Raw genomic sequence first — 26,240 nt, 5'->3', positions numbered from 1 at the left:
TATGAATTTTCGCAACTATGCCATTGCACTGAGTATTATTGCTGCCCTCGTATTACAAATTATGCCGATGCCTGCGTCAGTCGATCCATTTCGCCCCGATTGGGTCTTTTTGGTATTAGCGTATTGGACGCTTGCTCTCCCAAACAGGGTGAACGTCGGCGTTGCGTTTATCAATGGTCTTCTATTAGATATCTTACTAGGCACTGCGCTTGGCGTGCACAGCTTTGCCATGTGTAGTTGCATATTTGTATTGGCTGCGAATTATCAACGCTTAAGAAATTATTCCGTGTGGCAACAATCGGTGATCGTTGGTTTACTCGCCGCACTTTATCACCTCATTGTTTTCTGGCTGCAATATTTGCTTACTGATGTGAACTTCTTGTTCAGTTATTTATGGCCTGTGTTTACTTCAATGGCATTGTGGCCTTGGATTTTCTCATTGCTTAGAAAAGTTAGACGACAACTCAGGATAACCTGATGGATAACTACTCTCTCATACTGGCATCTAATTCACCGAGACGTGCTGAGCTTTTATCGCAGCTTCAGGTAAGGTTCACCAAACATCCCGTAGATATAGATGAAACGCCATTTCAGAATGAATCTGCGATTTCATTGGTGAAAAGACTATCGTTAACTAAGGCGCGAGTAGGCTTTAAGCAAGCCGATGTAAATTTGCCAACCTTGGGTTCTGATACCGTTGTTGTCTATGCTGGACATATCCTCGGCAAACCGAGAGATTTTGACGACAGTAAACGCATGTTGTCGCTTTTGTCGGGCAACACACATCAAGTCCTTACGTCAGTGGCCGTGGTTACGAACGATAACGCAGTTGAGAAAACTGTTATCACGGACGTGACGTTCAAATCGCTTAGCGAAAAAGAAATCGCATGGTATTGGCAAACGGGAGAGCCTCAAGACAAAGCTGGAAGTTATGGTATTCAAGGCTTGGCTGGACAGTTTGTAACAGAGATACGTGGCAGCTATAGCGCAGTGGTAGGGTTACCGTTGTATGAGACCCGTCAATTGTTAAATGAAGTGGGAGTCGGTTTTTGTGAGCGCTGAATTACTGATAAACGTTACCCCCTCAGAATCACGGGTAGCACTGATTGAAAGTGGCATTCTTCAAGAGATCCACGTAGAACGCCATACAAAAAAAGGCATAGTAGGCAATATTTATCGTGGCAAAGTAAGCCGGGTACTGCCGGGTATGCAAGCCGCGTTTGTTGATATAGGCCTTGAAAAAGCAGCATTTTTGCATGCGTCTGATATTGCCTTTCATTCCGAGATTATTGAAGAAGTCTCGTCTTCTCACATACAAAAACAAGATATCCGTGAGTTAGTGCGTGATGGACAAGACATTGTCGTTCAGGTGGTCAAAGATCCCATCGGTACCAAAGGCGCGCGCTTAACAACCGATATCACCTTACCCTCTCGTTATTTGGTATTCATGCCCAGTGTCACTCACGTTGGGGTATCGCAGCGCATAGAGGAAGAAGCTGAACGTGACCGTCTTAAACATATCGTTCAGGAGTTTTGCTCTGAAAATGGCGGTTTTATTGTAAGAACGGCTGCTGAAGGTGTCGGCGATCAGGAGCTGATTCAAGATGCAGAGTTTTTACGTCGGTTGTGGGCCAAGATTCAATCTCGCCTTAGCAAACGTAAGTCTAACGTGCTCTATGAAGACTTACCTGTTGCCAGACGCGTGCTACGAGACTTTGTGGGCACGGATTTAGATCGTATCCGAATAGATTCAAAATTGTCTTTTCAAGAATTGCAGAGTTTTACCAAAGAGTATGTGCCTGAGCTCAATAGCCTGCTGGAATACTATCCTGGTGAGCGGCCAATATTCGATTTGTATGATGCTGAAAATGAGATTCAGCGTGCATTAGAGCGTCGAGTCGATTTGAAGTCGGGTGGGTATCTGATTATTGATCAAACGGAAGCGATGACAACGATAGATATCAACACTGGCGGTTTTGTTGGGCATCGTAACCTTGAGGAAACCATCTTTAATACCAATATCGAAGCGACACAGGCGATCGCTCGTCAGCTGAGATTACGCAACCTTGGTGGCATGATTCTGATTGATTTTATCGATATGGTAGATCCTGATCATAAACGACGCGTTCTGCACAGTTTGGAAGTGGCCACCAGTAAAGATCGTGCCAAAACCAATATTCACGGATTCACAGCGTTAGGCCTCATTGAGATGACCCGCAAGCGAACCCGAGAGAGTATCGAGCATATACTGTGCGGTGATTGTCCAGTGTGTAAAGGCCGTGGCTCGATTAAAACAGTAGAAACGATTTGTTTTGAAGTCATGCGGGAAATTGTACGAGTAAATCGTGCCTATGATGCCGACAAGTTTGTTGTTTATGCGTCGCCTGCCGTGGCAGAAGCACTATTGGGCGAAGAATCGCATATGCTTGCGGAACTTGAGGCCTTTGTTACGAAACAAATAAAGGTACAAACAGAAACGCTATATAACCAAGATAAGTTTGATGTGGTAATGATGTGAAGTCAGCCTCGTATATTGCAGCCTACATAGTTAAAAAACTTTGGACGACCGCCGCGGTGATGCTGGTGTTCGTGGCTGTGGTGATGAGTCTACTTCGTTACTCACTTCCATATATGGATGGTCAAAAAGATCGTCTTCAAAACTGGTTAAGCCAACAATATGGCGTTGAGCTGGCCATTGGTGAGCTGTCTGCTGGCTGGAGCGGCATTGGCCCGACATTACTACTGCGTGACATTTCATTACAACAAAGTGAACGCTCACCGATTAGTTTAGATATCAAAGAAACGCAAGTAGAACTCGATTTTTGGGGGTCTGTATACGCCAGAAAAGTCCATTCTCGCCAGTTTGAGTTAAATGGGCTCACCCTTACGATCGACATTGACCAACTTGAGGGGGGAGGCAGTGACTATCCCATCGTCGAAGCGTTGCAAAGCTTGTTTCTAGAGCAGTTACAAGATTTTGCGATTAACGATAGCCGCATAGGTATTTTTACCAAAGATGACGCTCAGCTTATTGATATTCAGCGGCTCCGGTGGATAAATAGCGACGACAGGCACCAAGGCGTAGGCGAGTTACGTGTTGTGGAATTGGCGTCTAATTCGGCCTATTTCGGTCTAGAATTGTATGGTGCTAAAGATGCGTTAAATGGCACATTTTATGCGAAAGGCGAAGATCTCGACTTAGCACCTTTACTGAACCAGTTAACAGGTGAGCACCTCACGTTGAAAAAGAGCCGAGGCAACTTCGCGTTATGGGCGGGTATCAACAATAGTGCCATTGCAGATGTTCAGGTCGAGCTAGGCGACAGTCAATTTGATTTCAAAACACAAGAGGATAGCGTGTCGGCTGCGGTTAAAGGCGGCATGTTAACGGCTATTCCGCATTCTGGAGGGTGGCGGTTTGCTGTTGATAATCTTGCACTACAAATAGAAGATGAAAGCCTAATTTCAAGCTGGTATGGCGATATTAGCCAGTCAGGTGCGTTGCATATTAGCAATCAATCTCCAGTGCCTGTGTCTGCTATGCTGCCTGCTGCAGCCCTTATTGCAGACCCTGATACAGTAAAAACCATACAATCTCTTGCTCCAACAGCCAAAATTTCTCATCTTGCCATGTTGATGGATGACACCGTATCGCTGACGATGCGCTTTGAGGATTTCAGTTGGCAGCAACACGCTGATATTCCGGGTTTGGCAGGCTTACAAGGGGAATTGAATTGGTTTGATGGTCACGGTCATTTGGCGTTTTCTGCTGGTGAACAAACCCTTCGTATATCTAACGTGTTAGACGATGATTTGCCCTTTCAATCTCTAAGTGGAGAAGTCTCAGTATCGGCCCAAGAGCAGGATTGGGACATTTTTCTCGAAGCACTCCAGTTTAAGAGTGACGTTGTTTCACTGACCGCGCAAGCGCGTTATCGAACGGCTGATAATAATCTCGCTATTTTATCTAATGTGTCTCCATTGGCTGTTCAACGTGTAAAAGCGCTCTTTCCTGATTTAATGGGGCAAGATACTAAGCGATACCTCAATCGCGCGTTGCAAGCGGGACAGATTCAATCTGCAAAATTGATCTGGCAGGGTAGCCCCTCATCATTTCCTTTTAATGATAACGACGGAGTGTTTCAAGCCGCAGTTGAGATTCAACATGCGGATTTTTCTTTCGATGCTGATTGGCCTAGCTTAACGCAATTAGATATTGATTTATTGTTTGAAAACGAAACGTTATTTATGCGCAGTGAAGCGGGCACGATAGCGGGGGTCAACTTAGAAGATTTGCACGCGGTGATACCATCATTAACAGCAGCTGCGGTATTGTCTATTGATGCTAAGGGTTTTGGGCAAGGCGATGCTGTTGCGGCACTCATGCGCGATAGTGAGCTAGCTGATTCTGTTGGAGAAGCCCTTACTACGGGTGTGCAGGTAAATGGCTTATTAAATACGGATTTGAATCTTCATATTCCGCTGTCTGGGGATGATGTCATTGCTAGCGGAACGGTGTATTTATCTAACAATGAAGTAATGGTGCCGTCATTGGACATGAAATTCAGTGATGCCAATGGAACGGTAACCTTCGTTAATGACAAAGTGACAGCAGAATCATTACAAGCTAATTTGCTAGAGCAAGCTGTAAATATTCAGTTCAAAGGTCAGCAATCTGCCAGTGCCTATCTTGCGGATATTGACGTTGAAGGTCAATGGCAGGTAGCGCCGTTATTATCTGAATTTCAAGCGGGCCTTGCTCAACACGTTGACGGTGAAGTGCCTTGGCTGGCTAAGGTATCTTTGGTTTTACCGGAAGAAGGTTATGACTACACCTTCAGTTTGGCAAGTCAATTAGAAGGGGTAACGTCTGATTTACCCGCTCCTTTTGCGAAAACGGCTGACTCCGTGCTTCCCTTTGCGATTCGTGGTAAAGGCAATCAACAAGCGTCAAATATTGTGGCAACGTTGGGACGTGAGGTGAAGTTTACTGGGGTCTTACCTCACAATGAAATGCAGTTTTCTCGTGCCCATTTGTCTATTGGCGAAGAAGAATTCGTGAGTATGGGGCTAGGGTTCAGCGTTTCTGTGAGCCTCGATGAGGCTGATTTTTCCTCGTGGTATGGTGCGGTCTCTGCCTTAGTAGACAAGATGCCTGGCACCGATAAGCCAATCTTGTCCGAGCCAGATAGAATTTATGTAGACGTGCGAAAACTGACGGCCTTTGGAACCGAACTAAATAAACTGGAATTGGTTGCGAAACATCAGACTGACAATTGGCTGTTGGAGTTCAATTCACGGCAGGCTAGAGCAACGGTCACCTTGTTTGATGACTGGGACAACGAGGGGGTGCAAATAGACGCAGACTTTGTTCGCCTAGATGAACTACCTGACAATGCCTATCAAGATGGCGAGGCTCAGCAGGAAATCGCGTTATTGTTACCGCCAATACGGTTTAACTGTGGCGATTGTCAGATCCTTAATAAACCACTGGGTAACGTTAATCTTAGTCTTAAACCGACTAAGCATGGAATGAATATCGCCTCGTTACGTTTACTGAATGATCATGGGTTGTTGCAAGCGACAGGGGCTTGGACCATCAATGAAGGGGTTGCAACAACGTCATTATCTGGCGATTTGAATAGTGATGACTTTGGCGCGTTATTAAAAGGGTTTGATGTGGAGTCTGGTATTAAAGACTCAGAAGCCGATGTTTCGTTTGATTTACGTTGGAATGATGACCCATACAACCTAGCTCTAGCATCGTTAAATGGTGATATTACTTGGCGTTTAAGCGACGGCTATTTAACAGAGGTGAGTGACAAAGGCTCGCGTTTGTTCAGTGTGTTGAGTTTGCAATCGCTGGTCAGAAAGCTCAGTTTAGATTTTAGAGACGTGTTCGCCAAAGGCTTTTTCTACGACAAGATGGGCGGCAGTTTCCAGATTGAAAATGGTAAAGCCTATACGCAGGATACGGTGATTGATGGCGGCGCGGGTGAGATGACCATCGCAGGGTTCACCGATTTAGATAACCGCGCACTGAACTATCAAATCAGCTTCACTCCCAATGTCACCTCCAGTTTGCCATTGTTAGTGTATTGGATGGTAAATCCAGCTACGGCTATCGCTGCGCTCGCGATAGACCAAGTGCTTACCGAGGCGAAAGTGATTTCGAATATTCGTTACTCAGTGACGGGGACGCTAGATGAACCTGTATTTTCTGAACTAGACCGAAAAAGCAAAGACATCAGTTTACCCGCGCAAACCACGCCGCCAGAAGCACTTCCTCCAACTGACGACCAAAATGGTCAGTTTGAGGGCGTTGAACAATTAGAGCCCCTAACGTTAGAGGTGGAAAATGGCTAACCTTATCGCCCTTCAGATGGTGTCAGAACCTGATATCGAGGCTAATTTTACGCAGCTTGAACACATCTTGCGCGGGTTGAGTATTCAGACGCCAACATTGGTCGTGTTGCCTGAGTGTTTCGCGTATTTTGGTGGCAAAGATAAATCTTTGTTAGATATTGCTGAAGAACCGAACAACGGGCCTATTCAAAGTAGGCTGACACAACTGGCAAAAGCCTACGGTGTTTGGCTCGTAGCAGGCACTATTCCCTTGAAAGTGGAAGGCGAGTCACGCTTTACGGCGTCATCGCTTCTAATTAACGATAAGGGTGATGTGCTGTGTGATTACCAGAAAATTCATTTGTTTGACGTTCAGGTAGATGACAATACAGGCAGCTATCAAGAATCTAAATATACGAAAGCAGGCACAGAGTTAAAGGTGATCGAGACGCCTTTTGGCCGCTTAGGCATGTGCGTGTGCTACGACATTCGCTTTGCGGGTATGTTTAACGCAATGGCGCAGATTGACGTACTTGTTGTACCTGCTGCATTTACCCAAAAAACGGGCGAAGCCCATTGGCATAGCTTATTGCAAGCTAGAGCCATCGAAAATCAATGTTATGTCGTGGCTGCTAATCAAGGTGGTGAGCATGCAAATGGGCGGCAAACATTCGGGCATTCGTGTATCATTTCACCATGGGGTAAGATTTTAGCTGAAATCGACTACGGCGCAGGGAGTATATCCTCGTCCCTTGATTTCGCACTTTGCGAGCAAATTCGAACGTCTATGCCTGTTGCTCAGCACAATAAATTCAGGAGTCACCTTGACTAATTTAGTGGAACAAAACCTACTCACGCAATCTGAGCTTGATCGCGATATCCTTCAATCGACATTAAATGTGATTCAGCAGCACAATAATGATTTTGCTGATTTGTATTTTCAGTCTAGCCAGCATGAAAACTGGGTACTTGAAGACGGTATTATCAAAGATGGCAGCTATAACATCGAGAAAGGTGTTGGTGTAAGAGCAGTGAGTGGCGAGAAAACGGGGTTTTCTTATTCCGATGAGATCTCACCAGAAACACTAAAAAAAGCCGCTGTTGCTGCGCGCTCAATCTCGTCAGAAGGTGGCGCTCACAAAGTGAAGGGGTTCAATCCCGTCACTGCTGATACCCGCTACTTTGACCAAAATCCCCTTTTGGGAATGGAAGAGCACGCCAAAATCTCATTACTACAGTCGGTTGACCAATACATTCGTCAGCAAGAGCCACTTGCCGTTCAAGTGATTGTGAGTTTAAGCGGTGTGTATGAAGAAGTGTTGATCGCTGCCACCGATGGCACGTTTGCTACTGATATTCGCCCTTTAATTCGCCTAAACTGCTCAGTTTTGGTGGAAAAAAATGGCCGCAGAGAGCGAGGCAGTGCCGGAGCGGGTGGTCGATTTGCTTACGATTATTTCAATGAAATGGATGCTACTAAGCCGCGTTACCAAACCTTGGCCGATGAAGCGATTCACATGGCGCGAGTCAACTTAGACGCCATTGATGCTCCTGCTGGCATTATGCCTGTTGTACTGGGTAATGGTTGGCCAGGTGTATTGTTGCACGAAGCGGTAGGGCATGGTCTTGAAGGAGATTTCAACCGAAAAGGTGCATCTACCTTCAGTGGTCGTGTCGGTGAACGTGTAGCGGCAAAAGGTGTAACAGTTGTAGATGATGGCACCATTGCCAATCGTCGTGGTTCATTAACGGTTGACGACGAAGGCACTCCTTCTCAGTATAATGTACTCATTGAAGACGGAATTTTGCAAGGCTACATGCAAGACAAACTCAACGCGCGTTTAATGGGTGTAGCACCAACTGGGAACGGTCGTCGAGAGTCTTATGCTCACCTGCCTATGCCACGCATGACCAACACATACATGTTGGCTGGCGAGCATTCTCAGGAAGAGATCATCTCAACCATCGATAAAGGCATTTTTGCGCCTAACTTCGGCGGTGGCCAAGTCGATATCACGTCTGGAAAGTTTGTGTTTTCTAGCTCTGAAGCCTACTTAATTGAAAAAGGGAAAATTACCGCTCCCATCAAAGGCGCGACCTTAATTGGTAATGGTCCCGAAGTGATGCAAAAGGTATCGATGATCGGCAATGACCTTACTTTAGATAAAGGTGTCGGCGTGTGTGGTAAAGATGGGCAGAGTGTGCCTGTCGGCGTAGGTCAACCGTCTTTGAAGATTGACGAACTCACCGTAGGCGGCACAGCCTAGTCTTATTTTTTCAGACGCAGCCAGCGTGCCGATAAGCGAAGATACAATTTATCGGCACGGCTGTAATACGCAATTAAACTCGCAAGAAAGACTTAGTCCTGCATCGCATCTTTTAAATACTGAAAAAGTTCACGTGCGGCTTTAGGAGGCTTGTTCTGCTCTTTCTGTTTTTTTGCCATGCGTACTAACTGGCGTAACTTTTGGCGATCCAAGTCTGGGTATTCTACCAGTAAAGGTTGAATTGCATCGTCTCCCTGCGTGAGTAACGTATCGCGAGTTTGTTCAATTTTATGAAAGGCCTTATTCGCCAACTGGCTGCTTGCCTGCAATTCTGCCAGCGCTTGTTCAATCGGCGCAACATCGCGCTGACGTAACAATTTGCCAATAAATTGCAGTTGTCGACGGTAACCGTCTTTTTTCTTGTTAATTTTACGCGCTAGCTCAACCGCTTCTTCAAGCTCGTCATCCATTGGTATTTTTGCTAATGCTGCTGAACCCAGCTTAACAAGCTCTTCCCCCAGTTTCTGTAAGGCATGCGCCTCTTGTTTAATCTGAGTTTTGCTCTTAAATTCGGGTTCTTGTTGGTCAATTTCGAAATCTGTATCAGTCATAGAGTTATCTTTAGTGTTACACTATCTACAAATTGTAACTCACCAGCGCCTCTGGTGGTAATAACGATAATAAAGTGATCAAATATGCAGATGCAAAAGCAATTAACGGATTTAAAGCAAGCCGTCGAAGATGTACTCACATTAGCAAAAAAACGTGGTGCTACTGCCGCTGAAGCAAGCATTTCAAAAGTGCAAGGCATAGCAATTGGATCTCGTTTAAAAGAAGTGGAAACGGTTGAATTCACCAACGACGGTGGATTGGGTATCACGGTTTATCAAGGAAACAAAAAAGGCAGTGCCTCTACTGCCGATTTAAGCCGCGACGCACTTAATCTCACCGTAGAAAAAGCCATTGAAATTGCGAAGCATACGGGTGAAGACCCATGCTCTGGCCCAGCAGATAAGGCATTAATGGCATTTGAACATCCTGATCTAGACTTATACCATCCCGAAGCATTAGACACTGAAAAAGCCATAGAGATGGCCATCGCTGCTGAAGAGGCTGCACTAAGTGCCGATTCTCGCATTATTAACTCTGATGGTGCGTCTTACAACGCGAATCTAGGCGCAAAGGTATACGGAAACAGCCATGGGTTTATTGCGGGTTATCCGAGTAGCCGCTTTAGCATGAGTTGCGTGGTCATTGGTGAGCAAGACGGCGACATGCAACGCGATTACAGCTACACGGTGTCTAGAAAGGCCAGTGACTTGGTACTGCCAGCACAAATTGGTAAAGAAGCCGCACAGCACACGGTTAGCCGTTTAGGCGCAAGAAAAATCAAAACGGCGAAAGTGCCTGTGTTGTTTCATCGCGAGTTGGCTCCGGGCTTATTAGGGCATTTTGTGTCTGCTATAAGTGGCGGAAGCTTGTATAGAAAGTCATCATTTTTACTTGATCATGTAAACAAGTCTATTTTTCCCGAATGGTTCAATATTGTTGAAAAGCCGCACATTCGTAACGGGCTTGCCAGCTCTCCGTTTGACAACGAAGGGGTGGTGACTAAAGATGCAACCATTGTCGATGCTGGAATATTGCAACAGTACTTGTTAACTAGCTATTCAGCCAGAAAGCTTGGCTTGCAAACAACTGGTCATGCGGGCGGCATTCACAATTGGATTGTGAAAGACACCGGTCAAGACGACCAAGCCATGCTCAAAGAAATGGGCACGGGCTTACTAGTCACTGAAGTGATGGGGCAAGGCGTTAACATTGTAACGGGTGATTATTCACGCGGAGCAGCCGGATTTTGGGTAGAAAACGGAGAAATCCAATACCCAGTGCATGAAATTACCATTGCCGGCAATTTGAAAGATCTGTTCCAGCGCATCGTTGCCGTTGGCAGCGAAAAAGAACTTCGTGGCAGCATCCAAACGGGTGGTATTCTCATCGATGAAATGCAGGTAGCCGGAAGCTAAAGATTTATCACTCTGCGTGAGGCTCTTGTTTGGTTTACGCAGAAGAGATGACAAGGGCGGTTGATAGAGCAACGAAAGTTACACTTGTCAGACAATTCGCCTTGTTTTGTGAATCCAATGCCTCGCCTTCGCGGGGCCGCCTACGTCAAATTAACGCCTTCTGCCAACAAACCACAACCGCCATCGTGTATTAAGGAACTATAATGAGTTGTTCAAAACTCTCCTTCAATGACTTTTTGAGTGACAGTGGTTTAGATAAATACTATAAAAATGAATCGTCACTCGACTTACGCCTTTATCACGATCTGAATGTATTTGGAGACGTTGCTGAAAGCTATATTGAATTATTGCAAGACCAGTACGGTGTTGATATCTCAAAATTTAAATTTGATAACTATTTCCCCCATGAGTATGTGGGGGACAATGCCTATCAAAGAGTCCTTTTTTGGTTTTTTCCTTTTTTAAGATCCCAAAAAGAAAGTCGTGTTGAGTTTCAAGGTTTAACTTTACGTAAAATAAAAGATTCAATGAACTCTGGTTATTTAATTTAATTCTCGTTTAAATCCAAAGCCTCGTCCTAAGGGAGCGGGATTTTTAGCCTCTTACCAATACTTTTAAGGCTCCCACTAACAAGCCATAATCGTCACTTAAAAGTACGAATTAGCAAAGGCACACATTACAGCGTGTAAAGCCAAAGGCGGCCATACCGGGCATTCATTCGATACAGGTAAAGGGTTGAGTTATATGCAGGCACGATACTATGATCCAGTCATAGGTCGTTTCTACTCGAATGATCTGGTAGGTACTTTGGAGCATTTATGCGGGACTAGAGCAATGCATGGCTTTAGTCGTTACGCATACGCAAACAACAATCCGTTTAAATTCATTGATCCCAACGGAGAATCAAACATACTAGCCCTAACCCCAACGGGGAACCATGACAGCATAATTGAAACAGGGAAAGTTTTGGATAAATTTGGGAAAAATTATTCAGATATGCGTGATGCAAATACCATAGGTGCTGACAAGTATTGTCATTGTAAAGCAAATTGTGAGGCAGCGATTAGCTCAGATTTGGGTGAAGAATTATCTGAAGTTATAAGTGATACGAGAGAATGGACTGACCAGAATATTAAGGGCGATTCTGAGGAATCGAGTGCAGCCGATCAAGAAGCCAATAAACAAGGAAGGGATGCAGGAAGTGAAATGAGGAAACAACAACAGCCTCAGGCATGCCCAGTCGCTTGTGGAGATCTGAAACTGGAGGCCTTGGATGAAAAATACTAGGTTTAAGGTTAAGAAAATCATTTTCTGGACTTTATTAATTTTCATAGTTTTATCTTTGTATTTTTACCTGAAAGAACAATTTGAAATAGACTCATGCTTAGACCAAGGCGGGAAATGGGACTACGCCGCTAAGCAGTGCTTGTTTGCAGAGTAAATAATTTGAATTAGTCTCAGACATAATCAGACACATCTTGTTGAAAAGAGAAGATGAAGTGGATGATATCGGCTATACCGGGCATAAGTTCGACACAGATATAGGGTTGAGTTATATGCGGGCACAATACTGTGATCCAGTCATAGGCCGTTTTTATTCGAATGATCCGGTTGGCACTCTGGAACATTTAGGCGGAACTGGGGGAATACATGGCTTCAACCGTTACGTTTACGCTAATAACAACCCTTATAAATATACAGACCCTGATGGAGAGGCCGTTCAATTTATAGTCGGGGCAGTTATTGGTACTGCAACGACATATAATTCAATTAAAGACTCAGATATGAGTTTTGGTCAAAAAGCTGGAGCGATGGCAGTTGGAACTTTAGTCGGAGGTGCCTCGGGTGGTATCGGAACATTAATCAATATGGCAAAAGGAGCTGGCGCGGTAGCATCATTAACAACTGGTGCGTTAGCAGGCGGAGGAAGCGAAGCCACTACTCAACTGATCAATGGTCAAGAAATAGATGGCGCCGACATAGCTGGAGCAGCATTAGAGGGAGCTGTAGCGGCGGTTAGCGGTAACGTTGTTGCTGGCGTTACAGTTCAAGGCAATGCAAAGTCTCAAGTAGCCCAAGAGGTTAAAGAGCAGGCTACTGCCATTGTGGAAACTGCAACTGCGGGTCTAGTACAAATGGACGTCGATGAACTTCAAAAGGACTAATCGTTCAAATAACTAAAAATTATAAAGGGCAACGATGATTGCAAAAAAATATGTTCACGCTTGGCTTGTTATAAGCACTCTCTCTATATTTGTTGGCTTGTATATAAACTATGTTTTTATTGTAAAAGATGGTGGGGTTCCAGATAAAGCAGAGTTGACTGTAATTAGTGGCCAACTCACTGCTTTTGAAACTAAGACCAACGGTATCAAATTTAAATTGAGTGGATTTGAACCTGCACTTATTGTTAAAACAAAAAAGGAGCGTCTTAAATTGTTGGAAGTTTTTGAAAGCTCTCAAAGTAATACACTGTTTGAGGTGTTGGTTGATAAAACGAAGGAAGAATGTCGGCAAATACTCGGTTACTCTTGCTCGGTATGGAGCCTTCAAATTGAAGAATCAAGCTTGTTTGATTACGGTACTTCGGTAAAACAAGCTCAAGAAAACAATGATCGCATAGATATATTTTCAAAGGTTTTGATTGTTGTTGGAGTTATCGGATCATTTGCATTGGCTTTATTTAGAGTAAAGTTAAACAAAATCAAATAAGGTAAATTTTGACTTTTGAATCTAGCCCTCCGCACTCGCGGAGCTACCACCATCTCATTGACTGCTTTGATGAATTTCACTAACAAGCCACAATCGTCGCGTAAAAGTACAAGATAGTAAAGGTGCAATTTACAGCGCATACAGCCAAGGCGGCGTATTGCTGTATCAAGACACCCCAGCAGGTGGCGTAAACAATATTTATCTGGGTAGCAACTGATTGCCAAAAACGGCTATATTCCGAAGGCAGGCAGTAATCAACATTACCGAGCCTTTGGAGCGAGTATTGAAGGTGAAGTGGATGATATCGGCTATACAGGGCATAAGTTCGACACAGATATAGGGTTGAGCTATATGCAGGCACGATACTATGATCCAGTCATAGGTCGTTTTTATTCGAATGATCCGGTGGATGTTTTGGAACATATGCAGCGTGGCAACCCTGTACATGGATTTAATCGTTATACCTATGCAAACAACAACCCATACATATATGTTGATCCTGATGGGAAATATGGTATCAATCCTGCTAATATCCAACAGCAAAAGTGGTTGCGAAATGACCCAATTGGTAAAGGGGTAAGCAAAGCTGTGCAACAGGTTTCAGGTCTTGCTCCCGGTTTAGGTGATATGATTGCCGTTGGGGAAGCAATCGCAGAAGTGGCGAATGGTGATGTCCCGATTGACAATGCTGCGAGTGCAGGTGCTTCTAAAGGTGCCGAAGCGCTGACTGATAATGCCATGGAAGACTTTAGTCCAAGTGAAAATCCTAAGAAAGACCTTATCAAGGCGGTTGTAAAAACAGTGGTTGGTGCTGTTGCAGGTGACCTAGTGGACACGGGCGTAGAAGATATAGATAAACTTGCCAATAAGGAAATTGATCAATCACAGGAGTTCAAAGACGATGAACAAAGATGAAGACAAACCATCCAATGGCTTAGGGTATATTGCACTATCATTTGGATTAACGTTAATCTTATTTTTCATTTACAATAGTGGCAATATTTCGATAAAAGGTATCGAGAGCAATGTGGAAACAGAACCAACGGCTTTCTACGCTACTTTAGCGGTACTTTTCACACTTTGTTTATTAATATTTGCATACGGAATCTCTGAATTTATTAAGTCAAGAAAGAGAGATAAAGGCGATAATTCGACTTGATTTTTGAATCCAACCACATCGCCTCGCACTCGCGGAGCTACCACCATCTCATTGACTGCTTTGATGAATTTCACTAACGAGCCATAACTCGTCGCGTAAAAGTACAAGATAGTAAAGGTGCAATTTACAGCGCATACAGCCAAGGCGGCGTATTGCTGTATCAAGAAACCCCACAGATTGAATAAACAACATGTCTTTGGGTAGTCCAAAAAATGATTTCAGAGTTAGGAGGTAAAAAGCCATGATGAAGGAGTCTTTGGAAAAAGCATTATGCAGGTGTTTTAAGAAAGGCGTTAGTCTTACTGAAGCTAGGCATGTGTGTATTGCTCTGTATTGTTCTGCCTCCTATTTACCATCTGTTAATAGTTCAGAACTAAATAAGTCAAATATTGCAAAAGTCTTCAGTGAGTTAGCCAAAACTGGCTTGGTTCGTGGCTTAGGTTGTAATAACAGTGATTCTTTTGATTCAGACTATTGGCTTGGTCAAATTGATGAAGCTTTTAAACGTGACAATTTCTACGATAAAAACATTGTTACGTCTATTTTGGGATAAAGTTTTTTGAATGTTGAAACCAAAGCCTCGCACTCTCCGGGCTGCCAAAGTCAAATTAACGATGATTATGAAACTGGTGGTATAGACAAAATCGAACATGATAGATTAGTGAAAGAAGCAAGAGATAGGCTGTATCAGATTTTGAGAGAAATTCAAAAGCACTAGCTTTCTAATTGTTTGCCACGGTTTATTTTCGAGTAAGCCATTAAAAAGAATCAAACTTCTAATGACGGGGATATTGTTATTGGATTATGGGGTGAGGATGAAAACTATTAAGACAAAGACACTAGAGAGCCTTTTTCCGGGAGATGAACAACTAGCTGTTTCGGTTCTAGAAGAAATGAAGGGCGTGACAGCCGCAGTAGATTCTCTGAGTGCTCTCATATCAAAAGAATTACCGAGAGAACAAAGTGTAAAGCTAGTAAGAGATATAGCTAATTCCTATGGAGGTTTTATTACGAGTTTAGTGTTGCCCATTTACTTAAAGTTTCCACACTTAGACAAAGAACCAGAAAACTTAAAATCCAGTAAAGAAAGCTGAGTTGAACTTTGTACATAGAGGAAATATCTTGAAAGAAGGAAAAGATTCTCTCATGGGAAGAATATCCATTTTGCATCCCACTGATAAAGAATTTTGAAAAATTGCAATTTTCAAAAAGTGTGACGTTTATTGTCGGAGAAAATGGTAGTGGCAAGTCTACTATTGTAGAAGTTATTGCTCTAGCGCTAGGCTTTAATGCCGAAGGTGAAACCAGAAATTTTAATTTTCTACTAATGATTCTCACTCAGTTCTTCATAATTACTTGAAAGTCTGTCGTTCGGGAGGATTACCAGGTGAAGTGGATGATATCGGCTATACCGGGCATAAGTTCGACACAGATATAGGGTTGAGTTATATGCAGGTACGATACTATGATCCAGTTATCGGGCGGTTTTATTCGAATGATCCGGTTGATTCGTTGGGGCATATGTTGCGTAGCAATCCTATACAAGGATTCGGCAGATACACTTACGCCAACAACAATCCGTACAAATATGTTGATCCTGATGGTGAAGCTGGTGTCTTAGGATTTATTGCTGGGGTTGGGTTAGAGATTACTCGACAAGCTTTAACGGGGGAGCTTAAAGACACAAGTCTATCTGGAATAGCTAAAAACGCAGGTAAGGCGTTAGTTTCTGGATTTGCAGGTGCTACTGGGGCTGGCCTCGCAACGAAAACTGCGCAGCTAGGTAACGTACTTAGGGTGACAGCAAATACGGCGGCAGGTGGGGCGATAGGTGCAACATCAACAGTCGCCAACAATGCTATTGATGGAAACAACTTAACTGACAATGTTGGAGTTGGAACTGTACTTGGAGCCGCTGGAGGAGCTGCAGGAACGATTGTCGGTGATGCAATTGATGCTGGCACTGCCGCACTTAAACAAAAGGCATTTAACGCAACTTCGGTTGCAGATCAAAATCTAACACAGCATATTAAAGGAGCTACGGGTGGTGGTGCTAGCTCAACATCAGTTGGTGTTGGTGACGTACTAGGAAATGTTGCCTCGAATGCTGCTGGCGTTGCGGACTCTTGTGGAGTGAAAGATCAATGTTAGATGCAAACAAAAAGAAAATTTCGATTGCTTACTTAATTGTCTGTATGCAGGGAATTGGCGTAATAGTTTTGGGGGGATTTTTTGAGTTGCTACTGTTTTTAGGAAATTACTTGAATTTATTATCCTACGATTCTAGCTTCCTTATTTTTACATGCGCTTTAGTAGTTGGAGTTGTCATGATGCTGTTTTCATCAGCTAAACTTTGGATTAAATTGAGAAGACGAACATCGAAAGTTTAGGCTGCTACTTTTGAATCCAAAGCCTCGCACTCGCCAGGCTGCCAAAGTCAAATTAACGCTTCCCGCTAACAAACCACAACCGTCGTGTCAAAGTACAAGATAGCAACGATAGTCCATGCAGGGGTATACAGGAATAACGATGTGACGCTGTATTAAGCAACCTCCGCCGGTGGCGTAAACAATATGTAACTGGGTAGAAAACTGATTGCCAAGTATGGTTATATTCCAGAGACAGACAGCGGTCTGCACTACTGAGTCTTTAGAGCGAGGGACTGTAACAGCAATAGGGTTAAAAAAACCTAACGGAGCTATAGTTGGCTTTTATAGGCCTCACAATAGTTTGGTAGCGCATCATGATAAGCAACATATCATTCATCAGGCTAGTGGATGAGGTCGTGGAAATTTCCCAAGCAAGGGGCCTCGTCATCCTTCACAGTTAGACAGAAAAGTAAAATAAATTTTGGGAAAAAAGTGACAATTTTAACTTTTTTCTAAAAGAGATAGCTGCTTTTAAATCAAGTGTGCAACTTACCTGCGAAGAGGCTCAAATAGTAAAGGAGCAGATAGCAACGGTATTTAGTGCGACAATTGTTATTTATGGCGTGGTAGAATTGTTGGAAGTGAACTTTTAACCTAGTAAGTTGAAGAGCTAGATTATGGATTTTAAAGTGATTGCAAAATACAGTTTGCTTCTTTATTTATCTTTAATGCTGTCGGGTATACCGATAGGATACTTTTTTGAAGATATAGACCAATCAGGCGAAAAGTTCCCAAGCTGGGTTGTTTTCTATAAGTACGCTGTTATATTTTCTATAAGTATTTTGTGTTTTTATTTTCTAGAAAAATCTTCGAAAAGTATGCCTGCTACTCACGGCGTGTTCGTTATCTTTTTCGTGTCTGCTTTTTCTTTCATTGTGGACTTTACCATGTCAATTAAATTTAATTTTTTATTGTGGTTTACAGACGTTGGTATTGTATTTTTATCCCTAATTGTGCTGCATGGAGCTTCTACTTTACGTAGGCCGTGTCAAAAACATCCTGAATAGAAAATTTTGAATCCGTTGCCTCACGCTCGCGGGCTGCTACTGTTTGATTATTATCACTGACAATTCCCACCAACAAGCCATAATCGTCGCGTAAAAGTACAAGATAGCAACGGCGCAAACAACAACCCATACAAATATGTTGATCCTGATGGAGAAGAAGTGAGGGCCATATACAATATTGATACTGGTGTTCTTACTATGAGAGATAGAGATACAGGACAAAGAATAAGAGTAAATGCTGAATCTGGTGGCAAGCCTTTTGGAGCGCCTATCGAAGTGGGCGTATACGACATTTTGTACACTCCAAGAGAGAAATTTTTCCAGTTAGAGCCTCTAGATGCTATTAATGATACTCATTATGCAACTGGCAGAGACTTATTTAGACTCTATGAACCGGGCGTAACCATTGGATCTATCGCTGCTAAAGGTGATGAAGATTGGTCTCAAGTTAATGGTATGCAGAGTAAGACATCAACTGGCGAAGTAACGGTAGATAGTAAATCTAGGAATCCGTTTGCTAGTTCGACGGAATCGTCTACAAGATTTGGCCAATTGAAAGTCGTAAAAGTGAGTGGACGAATAGAATCTCAAAAGCTTAAAGAACAGGAACGGTAGCGCTATGCATAAATTTGTTCTAACTATCACTTCTTTAGCAACGCTCTGCTCTATCGGGTATTTTTCGTTAATAGCTTTTGATATGTCTGTAATGGTATCGAAGAATTGGAGGCACGAACAGTTTTTGTTTTTACAAACTAGCACTGTTGCAAGCGTTATTTCTTTGCTCGTGGCTACTTCGTTAGTAAGTTACTTTCTTAAATTAAATTCAAAGAATATAATTTTTGGCTTAAATTTTACACTTCTCTTGGTTTGGTTATTTTTACTAATTTTTGGAATTGTAGGAATAATTAACTAACTGTTTAATTTGAATCTAACGCTCCGCACTAGCGGGGCTACTACCATCTCATTGACTGCTCTGATGAATTTCACTAACGAGCCATAACTGTCGTGTAAAAGTACAAGATAGCAAAGGTAATCGATGCAGCGGCATACAGCCAAGGCGGCGTATTGCTGTATCAAGACACCCCAGCAGGTGGCGTAAACAACATTTACTTGGGTAGCAAAATGATCGCCAAAGACGGCTTTATTCCAAAAACAGGCAGCGGTCTGCATTTCTGAGCCTTTGGAGTGAGGGACTGTAACAACAATTGAGTTAAAAAAGCCTAAAAGAGCTAAAGTTGGCGTTGATAGATCTCACAGTAGTTTGGGATCTCATCATGATAAGCAACATATTATTCGGAAGGCTGGTGGATGAGGTTGAGGAAATTTCCCAAACGAGGAGTCTCGTCGGCCTTCAAGGTCAAACAGAAAAGATTAATACACTTGGGGAACGAATGACAATTTTAACTGAAGTTCTAGAAGAGGTAGCTGCATTTGAATCAATTGTGCAACTTACCTGCGAAGAGGCTCAGATAGTTAAGGAGCAGATAGCAGGAAGGTATGTCCAAGACCACAATAAACTATGGTTTTGGGAGTCTTTGAAAGGGCAAGCAAGTAGAATTACTTATGATGGCGAAGATGGTTTAGCGCTGATTAGTAAAGCTATACTGGGAAATCCAACCCTTTATATAGCGTTAACTGACGACGAGTTTCCTCCTTGGCCTGTACTGAAAGGTAATAAAAATGATATTTTGGGATTAATTAGTGAACTACGTTTTTTTGAGTATTTTCTTACGATCCCACCTTTTGAATGGGTGATTTTTGATAACCATCATAACCAACTTATTGGTGTAAATATCGAATTAGAAAATCTGTAGGCAATATATTTAGGCCAAGTATAAACTACTTTTTAAATCCATAGCCTCACCCTCGCAGAGCTTTTTCTCTTAAATTAATGAGAATGAAGATATCCCTAGCGCCCAAAAAGAAAAAGCCGAGACCCTTGAGGGTATCGGCTTTTGAAAGGATGGAAGAGTGGATTGGAAGCTTTACGCTGCGCTTTTCATCTCTTCTTAACGTATGTTAGACGTCAACCTGTCCACAGAAGCGGTAACCTTCGCCGTGAATCGTGACAATCAAATCTTCGCTGTTTTGCTCAGATTCAAAGTGTTTACGGATGCGTCGGATGGTCACATCTACGGTACGGTCATTCGGGCGAAGTTCGCGGCCAGTCATTTCCATGATTAGCTGCTCACGAGTGAGTATTTTGCCCGGATTGCTCAAAAATAGGTGTAACGCACGAAACTCACTGCGTGGCAGTCTGAACTCGTTACCACTTGGTGAAATAAGGCTTCTGCTATCGCCATCTAGCGTCCAGCCGTTGAAGCTTACGCGGCTTGGTAAGTCGTCGTCTTCAGCACTGCTGGTGGTGCGCGCTAGAAGGTTGCGGGCTCTGATGGTTAGCTCTCTTGGGTTAAATGGCTTGGTAAGATAGTCATCTGCGCCAATCTCTAGCCCTAGAATACGATCTACATCGTTATCACGGCCAGTCAGAAAGATAAGACCAACATTTTTTCTGTCTCTTACTTCGCGCGCAAGAATAAGTCCATTTTTGCCGGGTAGGTTGATATCCATGATCACCAAATTAATGGCGTTGTTTTCAAAAAAGTCGTGCATTTGTTCGCCATTTTCGGCTTCAAATACGTTGTACCCTTCGGCCTCGAATAAACTTCTTAACGTGGTGCGGGTTACGACTTCGTCTTCAACTATTAAAATATTCGGCGTCTGCATGGTGTTCACACTATCTTTAAACGTAAAATCAACAATTTAACCGACCTGCATCGGGGCAAGCCTGTCTCTATTCGCTACTGTGTACTTGTACTTTAGCTAAGTAGAAAAATTACACAACGTGTTAAGTAAATTTAAACATAGCGAATGGTAATTGTAATACAAGGTTGGGATGTATCTGCGAATTACAATTGCTATTTTATATTATTTTTCACGTGATAACAGGGAATTATCAATTATTTGGAGGTTAACTGATTGTGATAAGTTCAATTGCATCACGTAACTTTATTACCAACAACACACAACCACTACCCACGTTTCACTGCGCTTTCTGCGTCAAGTCGTTTTACTGGGAAAATAATCTGAAACTCAACGCCGCTTCCTTCCTGGCTATTGATTGAAATTGAACCATTGAGGGCTTGTGTTACCAAGTTATAAACCAAATGCATCCCCAAGCCACTGCCACCTTGCCCGCGCTTGGTTGTGACGAAGGGATCGAAAATGCGTTTGCGCAAATGTTCCGGAATGCCTTTGCCGTTGTCTTTGTATATGAGTTTGAGTTTGTTATCGTCTATTAACGATACATCGATATCAATCTCGCCAGAGTCCATAAATTCAAAACCGTGGATGACTGAGTTCATGATCAGGTTAATCATGATTTGGTTAATCGGGCCTGCTTTACTCTCGATATATAAATCGCTATCGCATTTTACATTGATATGGTGTTTTTCCTTTTTCAGCTTAGGACGAAGTGACAGTAAAATTTCATCCATTAGCTGGCCGAAAGAGAACACGCGACTGGTCTCTGATGATTGATCAACGGCAACTTGTTTAAAGGATGAAATAAGCTCAGCAGCGCGATTCAAGTTGCGATAAATAATATTGAGATTCTCTTTGCCTTCTCCGATGAATTTTTCCAACGAGCTGGCTTTGAGGGTTTTTGATTCAAACTCTTTCGTGAGCTGCTCAAGGCGATCGAGCATCATTGTAGAGGCTGTTACACCCAAGCCAATTGGCGTGTTGACTTCATGCGCAACGCCCGCAACCATGTCGCCAAGAGAAGCCATTTTTTCATTTTGCACCAGTTGGCGCTGAAATTGATGAAGCTTTTCTAGCGTTTGTATTAATTCCTGATTTGCCTCTTTCAGGGCGACGGTGCGTTGGTTAACTTTTTCTTCGAGGCTGGCCTGTAATTTGCGTTGCTCTTCCTCGGCTGCGTTTTGCCCTAGCATGTACTCATGTGTGCGGCTGAGAAGCTCGTTGAAAGATTCTGCAAGCAAAGAAAACTCTCGAAGATTAGACGCGTCTGCACGAAGAGAGTAATCCCGCTGACGAGATACACGCTGAACAATGTTAATCAATGAATCGATCGGCTTTGTCAGTGTTTTTTGCAATTTGAGTATTAAAAAGAAACACACTGCCAGCGCAATAATGGTCACGGTAAGGGTAATCGCAATGGCCTGAGTAATTAAGTCAACCAAGCCTTGTGCCGAGTAGCGAATATAGGTGTAGCCTATTAGTGCCCCGCTTTGGCGTATAGGCCAAATGATCTCCATGAAGTCATCTTCCAATTTGGGCTCCGAAAGCTCCTCAATTCGACTCAGTTGTGGCACAACCGGTGCGATGCCCGGTTTGTTAAAGCTGGAGAAAAACATGGGAGAACCATCTGTATCCAAATTATAAATGTGCACATTGAAGATCTCGTCGTTTACTGCGAGCGCTTTGAGGTTCTCTTCTTCTTTAAAACTGTCTTCAGCGATAATGGAGTTGGTGGCGTTAATGCTAATAAGTTCGGAGTATGTGCGTACATCTTGCACCAACTCCTTTTTATAGTTGTTGATCTGCAAATACAGAGAAATAGCAGATGCTACTGCCAACGCAAAGGCGGTAATCGCCATCACTACCGTAATGAAGAGATTCTTAATCGAGTAAATATTAGTGTTTCCTGACATTAAGTGCGTATTGTCATATTCTTATTATTACACTGTATTTAACAATAGTGGTATAAACTGGACGAAAAGGAAACAAGATTCTCAACGGTGACTAAGAAATCTCTGTCTGAACATGCCTCACTTCTATCAGCATACCGAGACATTTATTTTAGGTTGAATACACCTGTTAAGTGGTCTGCGTTCTCGATTGTCACAGCGTACAATCCCCGTTCGATTCCCTTGCCGCAAACAAGCAATCTGCGTCATCAAATTCAGTTGCAAGAAAGGGTTCAGTTGCGGGAGTGGAAGGCGGTGTCATTGCTAGCTGGTAACCGCGATTTTACGTATTACGAACCCAGTTTGGCGATACTGCTGACGCAATCTGAAGCCATCAATCTCGCAAAAGATGTTGAGCAAAATGCCATTTACTGGATTGAAAACGATGGCTTGTGGTTACTGCCCGTTTTAATGCCAAGGCACTATGCAGAATACCTAGGGCGCTTCTCACCTCGTTGCCAATATACTTAAATTATGGCTTATTCTCGAATCAGCTTAATCAAGTCTTCGGGTTTCATACCCAGCTTAGAGGCCGAGCGACTGAGCGCAACTTGCTGTTCTATTTGCTTCTGGCGAGAATCTGCGGGTAAACGAATCTCAGTAAAATCGGCCATACAAATGCACACCATGTCGCCCGCTTTTACATTAACGACGTTAACATCTACAGGCGATTTTTTATAAACAAGATGAGGACAAACGTCACTTCGTTCTGGCAGCTCAAGGCAATTCTCTGGCATTTGCGCAAATGTAATACTGGGTAACAACAGTAGTGAAATCAAAACTCTCAAAGGGATCTCCGTTATTTTCTGCAAACACTAATATCAAATAGGTACATGGGTCAGACAGTTTTCATACAGGGTCTGGTAGTCCAGCGCGGAGCTTTCCCATGTAAAGCGTGTTTTCATGGCGCGAATGCGCATGGCTTGCAGTTGCTCTGGCGCTTCATAATAAAACAAGAGTGCGCGGCGTAAACAATTTAAAAAGGCGGAACTGTCTGGGTGTTCAAATACAAAACCGGTCGCCTCATCGGGACGCTCCTGCAAATCAATCACTGTATCTTTCAGGCCCCCGACTGCTCTAACAATGGGCAATGTGCCATATGCAAGGCTGTACATCTGGTTTAAGCCACACGGCTCAAATAATGATGGCATCAAAAAGAAGTCGCACCCCGCTTCCAACAAATGGGCAATCGCTGGGCTAAAGTCTTCCTTAAACTTAAATTTATCAGGGTGTTGTTCTGCATGCGCGGCAAGTGCGTCGCTGATAGAAGGATCACCTGTACCGACAATTAACAACTGAACATTATGCTGAAGTAGATTATTTAAAATTGGAAGTAAATAGCCAAACCCTTTTTGCTCGGTTAATCGACAAACCATACCCAGCAGCGGCACATCAGATTTTTGCGGTAAACCTACCTGTGCTTGAAGGGTTTGCTTGCACATGCGTTTGCCATCAAGGTTCTCAGGCGTGTAGTGGGCGGGCAGATAGGTGTCATTGGTTGGGTCCCATTGCCTGTAGTCACATCCATTTAGAATGCCTGAAATATCTTGTTTTCTGGCCTGAAAGTCATTGTATAAGTTATGTGAACCTAAAGGTGTTAGCAATTCATGGGCATAGTTAGGGCTTACGGCATTGATTTTAGTGGCGTAACGAATGCCTATTTTAAGAAAGTTCAGATAACCACTTTCGCTGTGGCTGTGTAAATGCAAATGGGGCTGTAAAAAAGGAATATCTCTAAGAGGATAGTTACCTTGAAATGCGCCATTGTGGATCGTTAATACACTTCTCGTGTGCTGAAAAAAACCAGACGTATCTTGCTGCATAAAATATGGTGTAAGTGCCGTGTGCCAGTCGTTACAGTGAACAATGTCTGGTGCAAAATCGATGTGTCTTGCTACATGCATGGCAGCGGCAGAGAAAAAGGCGAAGCGCTCAGCATTATCGCCATAGGCGTGGTAGCCATCGGAATATAATCCGTCTCGATAGAAGTAGTCAGGATAATCAACGCAGTAAACCGGAACATCTTGCAAAGATAACGTCTTTATCGCGAAGGTATAGCGCTTGTCATGGGCATCAATATGGGCGTTATCGACAATCGTATTTAAGGTGTGTTTTTCTGCAACGGATTTATACAGTGGCTTTACGATACGTACGTCGTGGCCCATTTTCTTTAATGCGATGGGCAAGGCTTTGGCTACATCAGCTAATCCGCCTGTTTTTGCAAGATCTTCCACCTCAGAAACTACAAATAGTATCTTCACTGCCTTTCCTTTTTCACTGTGGCGCGGCCTGCGTTATAGCTTAGCGTTGGCGGTGATGTCAGTGCAACTTTTGTGTTGCTTTTCGACAATTCTTGCTAACAGTTTGCCGACTTCACTGCGCATTTTTCCGTGGTTTTCAGGTACGTGATTGGTGGCATAAGCAACAGAAGCATCGTAATCAGGCATAAGCAGAACAAACGCAGTAGAAGCTCCGCCCATGACGCCTCCATGATGAACAATGTTGACAGGCTTACCATTAATTGAAAAGGTTTTAGACGTTTGAATGCGCCATCCGAGGCCGTAAAACTGCTTGTTGACCTCACCATTGTTTAGCGTTACTGGGGTCGTGACTTGCTTAACTGCATTTTTTGAGAGTAGTGTATCGGTAGAAAGCGCTCGAGTCAGTTTAATCAGGTCGGAAGGGGTAGAAATAAACCCGCCACCACCAAATAAAAAACTGCGGTCGCGAGGGGTTATGGCTGGAACAAAGTGGCCTTTATCGTCTTTTTTCGTGTAATAGGTCGCTTCTTTTTCATTACTGTGAATACTGTCATCGAGGGCGGTATTATGCATGCCTAATTGCGTCCAACTTGCTTGCATAATCTCCATATAAGGCTGTTTAGCGGCTGCTTCCATCGCAGCGGACAGCAACACATAACCCATTGATGTATATTGAAAATCACTACCAGGTGAAAACCATAATGGCTCATCTTTAAAAAACGGCAGCACATCCATTGGCGTACTGAAGTCGCGTGGTTTATCAAATTCTAGCGTTTGGCGAATATCCCAAGGCCTGCCAATGCCCGACGTATGGGAGGCTAGCTGTTTAAAGGTGACAGCATGTGCATGCTCAGGATAATTAGGTAAATAGCTTGCAATCGGCGCATCAAGCTGCATGACGTCATCGTCTAGCAATGTCGCAAGGGCAATGCCGGTCATCGGTTTAGCGACACTGCCAACAGAGTAGCGAGTTGTCGGCGTTGCGGGAATCTTTTTCTGGATGTTGGCATAGCCAATAGCATCAGCGAAGAGCAAATCGTTATTCAGACCAAGTGCTAAAGAAAACGAGGGTAAATCATAGTCTTTCTGAATGGACGCTATAGTGGACTTTATCGCTGTGGAGATATCCTCAGTGGCACAGAGGTTGTGCTGGTGGGGCGCAGCATACACAGAGTCAGATATAGCGGCTAAAAGTAACAGGGGGATGTAGGTAATGAGGTTTTTGTTAAGCACAAACGTTCTCCTGACATTGATTATTCTATTTAAACAAATAGAGTCGATCTATGTCAGAAAAAAGTTTCAAAAAAATCAATAAATTAAT

At 43.4% G+C, this 26,240-nt stretch carries 27 protein-coding genes; 21 read left to right on the top strand and 6 right to left on the bottom strand.

Annotated features, from left to right (window positions below; translation table 11 throughout):
• The first annotated feature begins 1 nt into the window (after window position 1).
• Genes mreD through tldD form a run of 6 tightly spaced genes read left to right on the top strand, consistent with a single transcriptional unit; the run spans window position 2 to window position 8,612 of the window.
• Entirely contained in the window at window positions 2-478 is a 477-nt protein-coding gene (gene mreD / locus OE749_RS13825; RefSeq protein ID WP_263713057.1) for a rod shape-determining protein MreD, read from the top strand.
• Window positions 478-1,062, top strand: coding sequence for a Maf family protein (locus tag OE749_RS13820; RefSeq protein ID WP_263713056.1), 585 nt, complete (start codon window positions 478-480; stop codon window positions 1,060-1,062). The genes mreD and OE749_RS13820 overlap by 1 nt, the downstream gene beginning before the upstream one ends.
• Window positions 1,052-2,518 (top strand): ribonuclease G, encoded by a 1,467-nt coding sequence (gene rng / locus OE749_RS13815; protein ID WP_263713055.1) that lies wholly within the window; start codon window positions 1,052-1,054, stop codon window positions 2,516-2,518. Before OE749_RS13820 ends, rng begins: the two co-directional genes overlap by 11 nt.
• A complete protein-coding gene (locus OE749_RS13810; RefSeq protein ID WP_263713054.1) occupies window positions 2,515-6,366 on the top strand; it encodes a YhdP family protein in 3,852 nt (1,283 codons plus the stop codon). The genes rng and OE749_RS13810 overlap by 4 nt, the downstream gene beginning before the upstream one ends.
• On the top strand, window positions 6,359-7,177 hold the full coding sequence (locus OE749_RS13805) for a carbon-nitrogen hydrolase family protein (RefSeq protein ID WP_263713053.1): 819 nt from the start codon (window positions 6,359-6,361) through the stop codon (window positions 7,175-7,177). Before OE749_RS13810 ends, OE749_RS13805 begins: the two co-directional genes overlap by 8 nt.
• Window positions 7,170-8,612, top strand: coding sequence for a metalloprotease TldD (gene tldD / locus OE749_RS13800; protein ID WP_263713052.1), 1,443 nt, complete (start codon window positions 7,170-7,172; stop codon window positions 8,610-8,612). The genes OE749_RS13805 and tldD overlap by 8 nt, the downstream gene beginning before the upstream one ends.
• Window positions 8,613-8,704: 92 nt before the next feature.
• On the opposite strand, the gene yjgA is transcribed toward tldD, so the two are convergent.
• Window positions 8,705-9,223: a ribosome biogenesis factor YjgA gene (gene yjgA, locus OE749_RS13795; protein WP_263713051.1), complete on the bottom strand. Its 519-nt coding sequence runs from the start codon at window positions 9,221-9,223 to the stop codon at window positions 8,705-8,707.
• Between the two features lie 90 nt (window positions 9,224-9,313).
• Between yjgA and pmbA the strand changes: the two genes are divergently transcribed.
• The 14 genes from pmbA (at window position 9,314) to OE749_RS13725 (ending at window position 19,760) form a co-directional block, all read left to right on the top strand.
• Window positions 9,314-10,639 carry a metalloprotease PmbA gene (gene pmbA, locus OE749_RS13790; RefSeq protein WP_404828182.1) on the top strand — a complete coding sequence of 442 codons (1,326 nt, stop codon included), beginning with the start codon at window positions 9,314-9,316 and terminating at the stop codon, window positions 10,637-10,639.
• A 203-nt stretch (window positions 10,640-10,842) separates the two neighbouring features.
• Window positions 10,843-11,190: a DUF1493 family protein gene (locus OE749_RS13785; RefSeq protein ID WP_263713049.1), complete on the top strand. Its 348-nt coding sequence runs from the start codon at window positions 10,843-10,845 to the stop codon at window positions 11,188-11,190.
• A gap of 124 nt (window positions 11,191-11,314) precedes the next feature.
• A complete protein-coding gene (locus tag OE749_RS13780) occupies window positions 11,315-11,926 on the top strand; it encodes an RHS repeat-associated core domain-containing protein (protein WP_263713202.1) in 612 nt (203 codons plus the stop codon).
• A gap of 212 nt (window positions 11,927-12,138) precedes the next feature.
• A complete protein-coding gene (locus tag OE749_RS13775; protein WP_263713048.1) occupies window positions 12,139-12,804 on the top strand; it encodes an RHS repeat-associated core domain-containing protein in 666 nt (221 codons plus the stop codon).
• Window positions 12,805-12,838: 34 nt separating this feature from the next.
• Window positions 12,839-13,351 (top strand): hypothetical protein, encoded by a 513-nt coding sequence (locus OE749_RS13770; RefSeq protein ID WP_263713047.1) that lies wholly within the window; start codon window positions 12,839-12,841, stop codon window positions 13,349-13,351.
• 213 nt (window positions 13,352-13,564) lie between these two features.
• Entirely contained in the window at window positions 13,565-14,266 is a 702-nt protein-coding gene (locus OE749_RS13765) for an RHS repeat-associated core domain-containing protein (RefSeq protein ID WP_318527887.1), read from the top strand.
• Complete coding sequence (locus OE749_RS13760; RefSeq protein WP_263713046.1) at window positions 14,253-14,510, top strand: hypothetical protein; 258 nt, start codon at window positions 14,253-14,255, stop codon at window positions 14,508-14,510. Before OE749_RS13765 ends, OE749_RS13760 begins: the two co-directional genes overlap by 14 nt.
• Before the next feature lie 241 nt (window positions 14,511-14,751).
• Window positions 14,752-15,063 carry a hypothetical protein gene (locus OE749_RS13755; protein ID WP_263713045.1) on the top strand — a complete coding sequence of 104 codons (312 nt, stop codon included), beginning with the start codon at window positions 14,752-14,754 and terminating at the stop codon, window positions 15,061-15,063.
• Between the two features lie 6 nt (window positions 15,064-15,069).
• A complete protein-coding gene (locus OE749_RS13750; protein WP_263713044.1) occupies window positions 15,070-15,228 on the top strand; it encodes a hypothetical protein in 159 nt (52 codons plus the stop codon).
• Window positions 15,229-15,325: 97 nt separating this feature from the next.
• On the top strand, window positions 15,326-15,604 hold the full coding sequence (locus tag OE749_RS13745; RefSeq protein ID WP_263713043.1) for a hypothetical protein: 279 nt from the start codon (window positions 15,326-15,328) through the stop codon (window positions 15,602-15,604).
• A 44-nt stretch (window positions 15,605-15,648) separates the two neighbouring features.
• Window positions 15,649-15,870 (top strand): AAA family ATPase, encoded by a 222-nt coding sequence (locus tag OE749_RS13740; RefSeq protein WP_318527886.1) that lies wholly within the window; start codon window positions 15,649-15,651, stop codon window positions 15,868-15,870.
• A gap of 32 nt (window positions 15,871-15,902) precedes the next feature.
• Complete coding sequence (locus OE749_RS13735; protein ID WP_263713042.1) at window positions 15,903-16,661, top strand: RHS repeat-associated core domain-containing protein; 759 nt, start codon at window positions 15,903-15,905, stop codon at window positions 16,659-16,661.
• Window positions 16,662-18,144: 1,483 nt separating this feature from the next.
• Window positions 18,145-18,561 (top strand): hypothetical protein, encoded by a 417-nt coding sequence (locus OE749_RS13730; RefSeq protein WP_263713041.1) that lies wholly within the window; start codon window positions 18,145-18,147, stop codon window positions 18,559-18,561.
• 620 nt (window positions 18,562-19,181) lie between these two features.
• Entirely contained in the window at window positions 19,182-19,760 is a 579-nt protein-coding gene (locus OE749_RS13725) for a DPP IV N-terminal domain-containing protein (RefSeq protein WP_263713040.1), read from the top strand.
• A gap of 205 nt (window positions 19,761-19,965) precedes the next feature.
• Here OE749_RS13725 and arcA read toward each other — a convergent pair whose 3' ends face one another.
• Together arcA and OE749_RS13715 are read right to left on the bottom strand one after the other, a co-directional pair.
• Window positions 19,966-20,673 (bottom strand): two-component system response regulator ArcA, encoded by a 708-nt coding sequence (gene arcA, locus OE749_RS13720; RefSeq protein ID WP_263713039.1) that lies wholly within the window; start codon window positions 20,671-20,673, stop codon window positions 19,966-19,968.
• A 305-nt stretch (window positions 20,674-20,978) separates the two neighbouring features.
• Complete coding sequence (locus tag OE749_RS13715) at window positions 20,979-22,622, bottom strand: sensor histidine kinase (RefSeq protein ID WP_263713038.1); 1,644 nt, start codon at window positions 22,620-22,622, stop codon at window positions 20,979-20,981.
• A gap of 87 nt (window positions 22,623-22,709) precedes the next feature.
• Here OE749_RS13715 and OE749_RS13710 point away from each other — a divergent pair, with 87 nt between their 5' ends.
• Complete coding sequence (locus OE749_RS13710) at window positions 22,710-23,129, top strand: DUF3293 domain-containing protein (RefSeq protein WP_263713037.1); 420 nt, start codon at window positions 22,710-22,712, stop codon at window positions 23,127-23,129.
• Window positions 23,130-23,137: 8 nt separating this feature from the next.
• Here the strand turns inward: OE749_RS13710 and OE749_RS13705 are convergent, their stop codons facing one another.
• Genes OE749_RS13705 through OE749_RS13695 form a run of 3 tightly spaced genes read right to left on the bottom strand, consistent with a single transcriptional unit; the run spans window position 23,138 to window position 26,152 of the window.
• Window positions 23,138-23,446 (bottom strand): hypothetical protein, encoded by a 309-nt coding sequence (locus tag OE749_RS13705; RefSeq protein WP_263713036.1) that lies wholly within the window; start codon window positions 23,444-23,446, stop codon window positions 23,138-23,140.
• A gap of 33 nt (window positions 23,447-23,479) precedes the next feature.
• Window positions 23,480-24,919, bottom strand: coding sequence for a glycogen synthase GlgA (gene glgA, locus OE749_RS13700; RefSeq protein WP_263713035.1), 1,440 nt, complete (start codon window positions 24,917-24,919; stop codon window positions 23,480-23,482).
• 33 nt (window positions 24,920-24,952) lie between these two features.
• Entirely contained in the window at window positions 24,953-26,152 is a 1,200-nt protein-coding gene (locus OE749_RS13695) for a serine hydrolase domain-containing protein (RefSeq protein WP_263713034.1), read from the bottom strand.
• Between the last annotated feature and the right edge of the window lie 88 nt (window positions 26,153-26,240).

The organism is Fluctibacter corallii (genome assembly GCF_025751585.1).
GTDB lineage: Bacteria > Pseudomonadota > Gammaproteobacteria > Enterobacterales > Alteromonadaceae > Fluctibacter_A > Fluctibacter_A corallii.
The sequence above is the reverse complement of the archived record's forward strand: the minus strand, read 5'-3'. Positions and strand labels throughout refer to the sequence as shown.

What these genes read in the sequence shown, in the direction of transcription:
- OE749_RS13760 (WP_263713046.1), top strand. Translation starts at nt 14,253, where the DNA reads ATGAACAAAGATGAAGACAAACCATCCAATGGCTTAGGGTATATTGCA.
- OE749_RS13730 (WP_263713041.1), top strand. Translation starts at nt 18,145, where the DNA reads ATGAGAGATAGAGATACAGGACAAAGAATAAGAGTAAATGCTGAATCT.
- OE749_RS13745 (WP_263713043.1), top strand. Translation starts at nt 15,326, where the DNA reads ATGAAAACTATTAAGACAAAGACACTAGAGAGCCTTTTTCCGGGAGAT.
- OE749_RS13785 (WP_263713049.1), top strand. Translation starts at nt 10,843, where the DNA reads ATGAGTTGTTCAAAACTCTCCTTCAATGACTTTTTGAGTGACAGTGGT.
- OE749_RS13820 (WP_263713056.1), top strand. Translation starts at nt 478, where the DNA reads ATGGATAACTACTCTCTCATACTGGCATCTAATTCACCGAGACGTGCT.
- OE749_RS13770 (WP_263713047.1), top strand. Translation starts at nt 12,839, where the DNA reads ATGATTGCAAAAAAATATGTTCACGCTTGGCTTGTTATAAGCACTCTC.
- pmbA (WP_404828182.1), top strand. Translation starts at nt 9,314, where the DNA reads ATGCAAAAGCAATTAACGGATTTAAAGCAAGCCGTCGAAGATGTACTC.
- mreD (WP_263713057.1), top strand. Translation starts at nt 2, where the DNA reads ATGAATTTTCGCAACTATGCCATTGCACTGAGTATTATTGCTGCCCTC.
- OE749_RS13805 (WP_263713053.1), top strand. Translation starts at nt 6,359, where the DNA reads ATGGCTAACCTTATCGCCCTTCAGATGGTGTCAGAACCTGATATCGAG.
- OE749_RS13755 (WP_263713045.1), top strand. Translation starts at nt 14,752, where the DNA reads ATGATGAAGGAGTCTTTGGAAAAAGCATTATGCAGGTGTTTTAAGAAA.
- OE749_RS13715 (WP_263713038.1), bottom strand. Translation starts at nt 22,622, where the DNA reads ATGTCAGGAAACACTAATATTTACTCGATTAAGAATCTCTTCATTACG.
- yjgA (WP_263713051.1), bottom strand. Translation starts at nt 9,223, where the DNA reads ATGACTGATACAGATTTCGAAATTGACCAACAAGAACCCGAATTTAAG.
- arcA (WP_263713039.1), bottom strand. Translation starts at nt 20,673, where the DNA reads ATGCAGACGCCGAATATTTTAATAGTTGAAGACGAAGTCGTAACCCGC.